At 70.8% G+C, this 7,558-nt stretch carries 7 protein-coding genes; 4 read left to right on the plus strand and 3 right to left on the minus strand.

The window, feature by feature from the left end; all coding sequences use genetic code 11:
• The coding region (locus TA90_RS02300) for an NADPH-dependent F420 reductase (protein WP_043534415.1) at positions 1-635 on the minus strand (635 nt) is incomplete at its 3' end.
• A gap of 258 nt (positions 636-893) precedes the next feature.
• On the opposite strand from TA90_RS02300, the gene TA90_RS02305 reads away from it, so the two are divergent.
• On the plus strand, positions 894-2,321 hold the full coding sequence (locus TA90_RS02305; RefSeq protein WP_052450393.1) for a hypothetical protein: 1,428 nt from the start codon (positions 894-896) through the stop codon (positions 2,319-2,321).
• A 124-nt stretch (positions 2,322-2,445) separates the two neighbouring features.
• On the opposite strand, the gene TA90_RS02310 is transcribed toward TA90_RS02305, so the two are convergent.
• Positions 2,446-2,697 (minus strand): type II toxin-antitoxin system antitoxin, encoded by a 252-nt coding sequence (locus TA90_RS02310; RefSeq protein WP_052450394.1) that lies wholly within the window; start codon positions 2,695-2,697, stop codon positions 2,446-2,448.
• Positions 2,698-2,810: 113 nt separating this feature from the next.
• Complete coding sequence (locus tag TA90_RS02315) at positions 2,811-3,836, minus strand: SPFH domain-containing protein (protein WP_082031269.1); 1,026 nt, start codon at positions 3,834-3,836, stop codon at positions 2,811-2,813.
• A 251-nt stretch (positions 3,837-4,087) separates the two neighbouring features.
• On the opposite strand from TA90_RS02315, the gene TA90_RS02320 reads away from it, so the two are divergent.
• The 3 genes from TA90_RS02320 to TA90_RS02330 all read left to right on the plus strand — a co-directional run bounded on the left by TA90_RS02320 (position 4,088) and on the right by TA90_RS02330 (position 7,506).
• Positions 4,088-5,113, plus strand: a complete 1,026-nt coding sequence (locus tag TA90_RS02320; protein WP_043534412.1) for an alcohol dehydrogenase catalytic domain-containing protein — start codon at positions 4,088-4,090, stop codon at positions 5,111-5,113.
• Positions 5,114-5,227: 114 nt separating this feature from the next.
• Complete coding sequence (locus TA90_RS02325) at positions 5,228-5,851, plus strand: hypothetical protein (protein ID WP_043534413.1); 624 nt, start codon at positions 5,228-5,230, stop codon at positions 5,849-5,851.
• Between the two features lie 608 nt (positions 5,852-6,459).
• Positions 6,460-7,506: a bile acid:sodium symporter family protein gene (locus TA90_RS02330; RefSeq protein WP_043534414.1), complete on the plus strand. Its 1,047-nt coding sequence runs from the start codon at positions 6,460-6,462 to the stop codon at positions 7,504-7,506.
• The last annotated feature ends 52 nt before the right edge of the window (positions 7,507-7,558 follow it).

Below are 7,558 nucleotides of genomic sequence, written 5' to 3' on the forward strand. Positions count from 1 at the left end.
CGCCTGGCGATCGCGAGGGCGTGGACCAGCTGGGGAGCGCTGTAGGGCTGGACGTAACCGGGGGTGTCGCGCTGGATGCGCCAGGACTCGCCCAGGGGCTGGACCGGCACCGGATCGAAGCCGAAGGCATCCAGGAGTCGGGCCACGACGCTGAGGGCCGTCGCACTGCCGGACGCGGCCACCAGGGCGCGGCGGTCCGGGTCCCCTGCGGGGCGACCGGCCGTGGTGATCTGCGCGGCGGGGATGTGGTTGAAGGCCTTGACCACGAAGGACCGGGGCAGGTGGGCCTGGAGCAGTTCGGAGGTGGTGGTCGTCTCCTCGTCGAGGGCGGGGATGTGCCCGTCGCGCTGGGGGTAGTAGTTGTTCGTGTCGATGACGATCTTGCCGACGAGCGGTTCCACGGGGACCGTGTCGATCGCCTTGAGGGGGATCGTCACGACCGCGAGGTCAGCGGCCTCCGCCGCCTCGGTGGGGGAGGCCGCCGCACGGGCGCGGGGTCCGAGTTCGGCGATGAGGTCCTGCAGCACGTCAGGGCCCCGCCTGTTGCTCAGGACGACGTCGTACCCCTGCTCCACCGCCTTCCGGGCGATCTGGCTTCCGATGTGGCCTGCACCGATCAATCCGAGAGTTGTCATGTGGGTCACAACGCAGCGGGTGCGTGGCGTATTCCCCCGGCATTCCGCGCCGTGCCCCGGAAAGTCCCTGCTGCCGCCCCGACGGTCCCCAGCAACGGCCTGTAGCGTTGATGCCACTTGTGAGATGCACCACCGCATCCGCGACCCGAACCTCCTCCACCCCCGGGAACCACCATGAGTGAGCAACCTGCCCCCGAATTCGAAGTCTCCTTCCGCGGATACGACAAGGACAGCGTCGACCGCTAAATCTCCGATCTCGTGGCCCTCAACGAACAGACGACACGTCAGCTGTCCGACCAGCTGGCCGACGTCTCCCAGCGGGCCGAGCAGTCCCAGCAGAGCGCGGCGGCAGCCCAGGAACAGGCCCAGGTCCTCCAGGAGCGGGCCGACGAGGCACAGGCGCGCGCCGAGCAGGCCGAGGCACGCGTGAAGCGGCTGGCCAAGGAGGTCGAGCTCCCCGACACCCAGATCCGCCAGGTGGGCCGGGGACCGTCGACGGACCGGGACGAGGACGCGGCCGGGGCGGAGGGCCAGTCCCTGCCTGAGTCGGTGGCCTCCACGCACGTCCAGTTCGAGGAGATCCTGCGGGTGGCCGAGGAACAGGCCAACACGGTCGTCGCCAACGCCGTCAAGCAGTCCCAGCGCCTCCTGGAGGAGACGAGGGAACAGATCCACAAGCAGCGCGCAGATGCCCAGGAGGACGCCAACCAGATCCTCGCGAACGCCCGCAGCGACGCCGAGCAGGCGCGCCTGAAGATCGAGACCGAGCAGACGGCCCACCGGGCGAAGGTGGAACAGCAGCTCGGGGAGATCTCCGAGAAGGTGTCCCAGGCCGAGCGTGAGGCCGCGGTGGTCCTCGCCGAGGGCCAACGCGCCTCCGCGAGCCTGCGGGCCGACGCCGAACGCGAGTCCTCCCAGATGCGCGAGGACGCGGCCCACATCCTCGCTGCCGCCCGTGACCAGGCCCGGGAGTTGGACCTGGCGAACGCCCGCAAGCGGGACGAGACCCAGCAGGAGTTCCTGCGCCTCCACAACGAGGCCGTGGCCCACGCCGAGCGGATCACCGCGGACGCCAACGAGAAGGTGGCCTCGGCCCTCCAGCACGCCGAGCACATCACCCAGCAGGCCAGGACCGCGGAGGAACTCGCCAGGGCCCAGTCGGACCAGATCGTCGCGGAGGCCCGCTCACGCGCCCAGTCGATCCAGGACGAGGCCCGCCGCACTGCCACCTCCCTGGTGAAGAAGGTCCGCACCCACACCACCGACGCCCTCCACGAGGCGGAGGACCGCGCCCGTTCCCTGCGCTGGCAACAGCAGCAGATCACCAGCTTCTCGGCCGAGATCAACTCACTGCTGGAACTGCGGGAGAACCGCTACGCCTCGCCGACGACCGACGACGGGACCGCTCCGGAGGGCGGCGCACCCGAGGGTGACGCCAGCGGGCCCACCGAACCCTCCGCAGGGTCCACTGGCGAGCCCGGTGCGGAGTTCGGCGAGGAGGTCGGTCCGGAGTCCGCCGGGCAGCCCGGGGACGGGGGCGCCACCGCAGACCAGGACGCGGCCGAGGTCCCGGGTGAGGGTTCGTGGTCCCAGTCCGAGGCGGGTTCGCACGGCGTCACGGAGGACACCGGTCAGTCGGACCTCCTGGAGCCTCCCCCGCCGCCCACGTCCGAGGACCAGGCCTGACCCCTCTCCCTGCCGAAGTCCGCTCAGTTCCAGGGCCGAAGTCCGCTCAGTTCCGGGGTCGAAGTCCGATCCGACGCGACCGTCCTCGCCGTGCCGGCGCGCCCCGACGCGACCACCCTCGTCGTCATACGTCCCGACGCGGCCGACCCCGTCCACGCATGGGAGCGGCACGGGGATCCCTGCCCGCGTCCTTGAGGGCGCGGCGCAGGATGACCTCGATCTGGGCGTTCACCGAGCGCAGGTCGTCGGCGGCCCACTTCGCGACTGCGGAGTGGACGTCCGGGTCGAGGCGCAGGAGGACCTGTTTGCGCGCGCGCCGCGCGGTCGCCCTCGTGTCCGCCTCCTCGTCAGTGGAGGGAGCGGACTTCGACCCCAGAACAGAGCGGACTTCGCCGTCTTGGGGGGAGGGGTGTCCAGCGCCCGCCCCGTCAGGGGGGACGGCGTCGGGGAGATCGGACGTGTGGGGGTCGACCATGGCTCAGGGGCTGTTCAGGAGTAGAGCGACCCGGCGTTGACGATCGGCTGGGTGCGCTGGTCTGAGCAGAGGACCACGAGGAGGTTGGAGACCATCTGGGCCTTGCGCTCGTCGTCGAGGGTCACGATGTCCTCCTTCTCCAACCGGCCCAGAGCCTGGTCGACCATGGTGACCGCGCCCTCGACGATCTGCTCGCGGGCATCGATGATGGCGCCGGCCTGCTGGCGCTGGAGCATCGCCTGGGCGATCTCGGGGGCGTAGGCCAGCGAGGAGATGCGGACCTCCACGATCTCCAGGCCCGCGAGCGCCACACGCTCGGCGACCTCGGTGGCCAGTTCGGCCGAGACCACGTCCGTCCCGCCACGCAGGGAGGTCTCCCCCGGTCCCGGCTCGTCGTAGGGGTGGGTGGTGGCGACGTGGCGCAGGGCCGCCTCGGACTGGGTCTTGATGAACTCCTCGTACTCCTCCACCGCGTAGACGGCGCGCGCGGTGTCGGCGACCTGCCACACGACGATGGCGGCGATGTTGATCGGGTTGCCGTCCAGGTCGTTGACCTTCAGCTCGTTCGTCTCGAAGTTGTGGACCTTCACGGAGATCTTCTTGCCGGTGGTCAGCGGCGGGACCAGGACCAGGCCCGTGCGACGGATGGTCCCGATGTAGCGGCCGAAGAACTGGCGCACGGAGGTCTGCCCGGGGGAGACGATCGTCAGGGTCGTGAAGGCGAGCAGGCCGAGGACGAACAGCACGCTGCCCACGAGGATGAGCACCGCGCTCCCGCCACCGTCGGCGGAGATGGCCCCGCGGACGAAGACGACCACGGAGAGGACCAACACCGCCAGGATGAGGAGCAGCACCACGAAGGCGAGGACGGAGGGACCCGACGCGGCGCGCTTCTCGTCGATGTCGACACGGATGCCCCCGTGCCCCACGGGGCGCCCCGCAGGCGTGGTGTCCTCGGGGGCTTCCTCCCGGTCGTCGGCCGGGGTGTGTGGATCGGGACCGACCGGAACGGGACCGGCGGGGTCGGGTCTGTTGCTCACGTTGTCCTCCTGGTTGTGTACGGGGGACGAGGGCGGGTCCGGCCTCGTCGGATATCAAGATGATATCTATTTTTCATACCTGCACAAGTGCTGCCCGGGTCCACCTCCGTGCGCGGATGGGCGCTCCACCGGTCCCCCGGACCCGGACCGTCGACCGCGCGGCAGCACGGGGCCGCACCCCGGTCCGGTGAACCCCGGTCCGGTGGACCCCGCTCCCGTGACAGCGGGCGGGATGCGACCACAATGGAGGCATGAGAGCAACGGTCCTGCACGCAGCACATGACATCCGTGTCGAGGAGGTCCCCGACCCCGTCATCGAGGAGCCCACCGACGTCGTCATCCGCACGGTCGCGGCCTGCATCTGCGGCTCCGACCTGTGGGGCTACCGCGGCATCAGCGCCACACCCGAGCCCAGGCGCATCGGTCACGAGGCCGTCGGCGTCGTCACCGAGATCGGTGCGGACGTCCACGAGGTCCACGTCGGGGACTGGGTGGTCATCCCCTTCTTCGCGGCCTGCGGACGGTGCGCCATGTGTCGGAAGGGACGTCCCTACGGCTGCCCGCACATCGCCTGGTACGACGGCTGCCAGGCGGAGGCGATCCGGGTGCCGTGGGCGGACGCCACCTGCGTCGTCGTGCCCGGGGGCGACCCGGATCCAGACCTCGCCCCCTCCCTGCTCACCGTCTCCGACGTCATGGGCACCGGATGGCACGCGGCGGTCTCCGCCGGGGTCTCTCCCGGCTCCACCGCCGTGGTCGTCGGGGACGGCGCCGTGGGCCTCAGCGGCGTCCTCGCCTCCGCCACCCTGGGAGCCGAGCGCGTCATCGCCATGTCCCGCCACGAGGACCGTGCCGCCCTCGCCCGCCGCTTCGGTGCCACCGACGTCGTGCCGGAGCGCGACGAGGCAGGCATCGCGCGGATACGAGAGCTCACCGACGGCTGGGGTGCGGAGTCGGTCCTGGAGTGCGTCGGCACCGACTCCTCCCTGGCCCAGGCCATCGGCTCCACCGCGCCCGGCGGCACGGTCGGGTGGGTGGGGGTCCCCCACCAGGCCACCTCCCACCTGGCCGACCAGTTCCGCCACGACATCGCGATGCGCGGGGGCATGGCCCCCACGAGGATCTACGCCGAGGACCTGGTCCACCGGGTGCTCGCACGCGAGATCGAACCCGGGCTGGTCCTGGACCAGGTCGTCGGCCTCTCGGAGGTTGCGAAGGGTTACGATCTGATGGACCGGCGGCGCGCCATCAAGGTCATGGTCGACCCGACGCGCTGAGGCGCTGACCGGGCATCTGGCCCGCGCACCACGGGCCACCGGCCGCGCACCACGGGCGACCAGCTCAGACGGACGACGCATCCCACTCCACCACCGGGCCCCGGGGAAGACGACATGACAGGCACGACCGCCCGCTCGACCACACGTCTGGTGGCTGCTGCCGCCCTCGGGCTCCTCGCCCTCCAGGCGACCACGGCCTGCAGTCCGGACGCCGGCGCCGATGGCTCCCCGGAGACGACGACGGGGATGGCGGTGAGCCGGTCGACCCTGTACACCTCCGTCGAGGAGCTCAGAGCGGACAGCACCCTCGTCGTGGTCGGCAGGGTCACCGACCGGAGGACCTCCGGCTCCGCGGAGGCCGCCGGCGCCGAAACGGTCCACACCGTCTCGACGATCGAGGTCACCGAGGCCACACCGGCAGCGGGCCGGGAGGACGCGGACACCGACGTCCCCGCGGCGGGGTCGACGATCGAGGTCCGCCAGCTGGGCTCGACCGACTTCGACCAGCTGCCCGCCCCGATCCTCGAGGTCGGCCGGGACTTCCTGCTCTTCCTCACGCCCACGGGCCTCAGCGGTGGCGCCGCCTCGCAGTTCTACATCACGGGAGGAACCGCCGGGTACTACCGCTCCACCGCCGGGCCGACCGGGGACAGGGCCGACGCGGGCGCGACCTTCGGGAAGGTCGGCGACGAGGGCGACACCCTCCCGGCGACACTCACGGCGGACCAGGTCCCCTGACCGGGGCAGGTCGCACCCCTGGCCACGCACGCGCCCGGGCCGACGTCGGCGGACGAACACCGAGTTCCGGTCAACGCCACACCAAGTCTCCTTCAAGGGTCGAACGATGGACAGGGCGGCGCCCCGACGGGGCACGGGCCTACAGTCGCAGGCACAGCGGGTCGCTCCCAGACCTGTCCTCGACGAGCACCGAAAGGTCGTCCGAACCGATGAGCTCACTCCAGCTCTCGCTCCCGGTACTCCACACCGGCGACGCCCTCGTACGTTCCCGTCGAATTACCGACCCGCCCTCGTCGGCGGACTGACCCGGCTCCCCCGGGAACCCGGGTCCCCGCACGAGGGCGGGAGCACTGGCGGCGGACCCCGCCCCTCCCCCTTGTGCACGCTGGACGTCCCCCGTGCCACCGTCCCACCGGACGACGGGCGCGCACCCCGGACCGGGGCCGACAGGCCCCACGCACAGGTGTCCACGAGCTGTCGGCGCACGACCTGCGCCCGCCCGTCCGACCCGACACCACCTGACCACGTCCAGCGGTCGCACCCATCCACTCATCCCCATCGCACCGTGGTGCCCTGCGCCGGTGCCCTCCCAAGAGAAGTGATCGCAGATGTCAAAGGTCCAACAGTTCGGGGCCTGGCTCACCAAGTGGTTCACACTGGTCGTCGTCGTGTGGGCCGTCCTCAACTACTTCGTCCCCTCGACCTCGCTGTGGGCGAAGTCCTACACCGGGTACTTCCTCTCCGTCGTCCTGTTCGGCATGGGCATGACGCTGAGCATCGACGACTTCAAGCGCATCGCGAAGATGCCGCTGATGGTGATCGTCGGGACCGTCGCCCACTACGTGATCATGCCGCTGCTGGCCGTGTTCCTGTGCTGGCTGTTCCGCCTGGACGGGATGGTGGCGGTCGGCGTGATCCTCGTCGGGTGCTGCCCGTCCGGCACGTCCTCCAACGTCATGTCCTTCCTCTCCCGCGGCGACGTGGCGCTGGACGTGTCCATCGGGTTGCTGTCGACCCTGCTCGCACCCTTCATGGTGCCGCTGCTCATGAGCGCCCTCGCCAGCCAGTACGTCGAGATCCCGGTCGGCGCGCTCTTCATCACGGCGCTGAAGGTCGTCCTCATCCCCGTGGCGCTGGGCGTCACGGTCCACACGGTCTTCGGGGCGAAGGTCTCCAAGGTCACCGCGGTGATGCCGGCCGTCTCCCAGGTCGCGATCCTCCTGATCATCGGTGTGGTCGTGGCCGCGAACAACGCGAAGCTCTTCACCGCCGAGACCGCCCTGATCCTCCCGGTGGTCATGCTGCACAACCTGTCGGGCTACGGCCTGGGGTACCTGTTCTCCCGCGTCATGTTCCGGGTGTACCCGCAGGGCTTCCGCTACGCCCAGCAGAAGGCCATCACCTTCGAGGTCGGGATGCAGGACTCCGCGCTCGGCGCCACCCTGGCGCTGCAGGCCTTCGCCGCGAACCCGGTCGTCGCGATCCCCTCGACCTTCTTCTCCGTGTGGCACAACATCTCGGGGTCGGTCCTGGCCTCGTGGTGGCGCCGTCGCGACGACAGGTACAACATCCCCGCCGACTCCCACGACGGCCGCCCGGTGTCGGTGCCCGAGCTCGCCGGTGCGGGTGTGGGCACGGGGGCGCAGCCGGCGTAGTCAGCCGGACTCCCCGTCGGGACCGCTGGTCGCGCCCCGTCCCGTCGTCATT

The sequence above is a fragment of the Actinomyces polynesiensis genome (assembly GCF_000820725.1).
Lineage (GTDB): Bacteria > Actinomycetota > Actinomycetes > Actinomycetales > Actinomycetaceae > Pauljensenia > Pauljensenia polynesiensis.

Coding starts and splice junctions, on each gene's coding strand:
- TA90_RS02320 (WP_043534412.1), top strand. CDS start 4,088: ATGAGAGCAACGGTCCTGCACGCAGCACATGACATCCGTGTCGAGGAG.
- TA90_RS02325 (WP_043534413.1), top strand. CDS start 5,228: ATGACAGGCACGACCGCCCGCTCGACCACACGTCTGGTGGCTGCTGCC.
- TA90_RS02330 (WP_043534414.1), top strand. CDS start 6,460: ATGTCAAAGGTCCAACAGTTCGGGGCCTGGCTCACCAAGTGGTTCACA.